Below are 1321 nucleotides of genomic sequence, written 5' to 3'. Positions count from 1 at the left end.
TGCCCAACCAGGCCCTGCAGGGCCAGCAGATCGACACCCACCTGGCGCTGGACGATGCGGCCGCGCGCTTTCTGCAGGCCGCCGCGACCCGGCTGGCCTGGTCGGCCCGCAGCACGCACCGCGCGCTGAAGGTGGCCCGCACGATCGCGGACCTGGCCGGCAGCACGGCCATCGCCCCGGCGCACGTGGCCGAGGCCGTGCAGTACCGGCGGGTGCTGCACCGCGGCGCGGCTTGAACTGAGGCTTACAGGAACATGCCGCCGGACGCCTCGATGCGCTGCGCGTTGACCCAGCGGCTGCCGGGCAGCAGCAGCGAGGCGATCACGCCGCCGATGTCGTCCGGCTGGCCGACCCGGCCCAGCGCGGTCTGGGACGCGATGAAGGCGTTCATCTGCGCGTTGTCGCGCACCGCTCCGCCACCGAAGTCCGTCTCGATGGCACCCGGGGCGACCACGTTCACGGCGATGCCGCGCGGGCCCAGCTCCTTGGCCAGATAGCGGGTCAGCACCTCCACGGCGCCCTTCATGGCAGCATAGGCGGCGAACCCCGGCAGCGCGAAGCGGGCCAGGCCGGTGGACACGTTGACGATGCGCCCCCCGTCGTTCATGAGCGGCAACAGCTTTTGCGTGAGGAAGAACACGCCCTTGAAATGGATGTCGACGAGCTGGTCAAACTGCGCCTCGGTCGTCTCCATGAAGCCGGCATGGATGCCGATGCCCGCGTTGTTCACCAGGAAGTCGAAGCGCTCGCGTTGCCAGCGGCCCGACAGCACCTCGCGCACCTGGGCGGCGAACGCGGCGAAGCCGGCGCTCTGCGAGACGTCGAGCGGCAGGGCCACGGCGCGCCGGCCCAGGCGTTCGATCTCGGCCACGGTGGCCTCGGCTTCGGCCGCCTGGCTGCGGTAGGTCAGGATCACGTCGATGCCCTGCTGGGCGATGTGCAGCGCGGCATTGCGGCCCAGGCCGCGGCTGCCGCCGGTGACCAAGGCGATGGGGGCGCCGGCTTCCGGCGAGGACGCGGTGGAGGATGGGGAGGGGAGAGAAGCGGTCATGGCAGGCCTTTCAGTGGGATGGCAACGGAATGCTTGGCAGTCTATTGAGCAGACACCCTCCCATAAATCGGCAAAAATTGATCAGTTTGTTCACCCCAGAAAGACAATGAACCCCCTCGACCGCATGCTGGTGTTCGTCCGCGTGGCGGAGCTGTCCAGCTTCACCCAGGCCGCCGATGCGCTCGGCATTCCGAAAGCCGCCGCGTCGGTGGCGGTTCAGCAGCTCGAAAGCCAGCTCGGCACCCGGTTGCTGCACCGGACCACGCGGCG

General features: G+C 69.5%; 3 protein-coding genes. 2 read left to right on the top strand and 1 reads right to left on the bottom strand.

What is annotated here, in order from left to right; genetic code table 11:
• Positions 1 to 236, top strand: a 236-nt coding sequence (locus AC27IQ_RS24745; protein ID WP_487091182.1) for a magnesium chelatase subunit ChlI family protein, incomplete at its 5' end; no start/stop codon positions are given.
• A gap of 8 nt (positions 237 to 244) precedes the next feature.
• Here AC27IQ_RS24745 and AC27IQ_RS24740 read toward each other — a convergent pair.
• Positions 245 to 1051 carry an SDR family NAD(P)-dependent oxidoreductase gene (locus tag AC27IQ_RS24740; protein WP_487091181.1) on the bottom strand — a complete coding sequence of 269 codons (807 nt, stop codon included), beginning with the start codon at positions 1049 to 1051 and terminating at the stop codon, positions 245 to 247.
• Between the two features lie 106 nt (positions 1052 to 1157).
• Here AC27IQ_RS24740 and AC27IQ_RS24735 point away from each other — a divergent pair.
• Positions 1158 to 1321, top strand: a 164-nt coding sequence (locus AC27IQ_RS24735) for a helix-turn-helix domain-containing protein (protein ID WP_487091183.1), incomplete at its 3' end; no start/stop codon positions are given.

It is taken from the genome of Acidovorax sp. KPB24-07 (assembly GCF_057543315.1).
Note: the sequence above shows the minus strand (reverse complement) of the source record. Positions and strands in the feature narration are given on the sequence as shown.

Bases quoted from the DNA above. Each gene is read 5' to 3' on its own strand.
- AC27IQ_RS24740 (WP_487091181.1), bottom strand. From the start codon at position 1,051: ATGACCGCTTCTCTCCCCTCCCCATCCTCCACCGCGTCCTCGCCGGAA.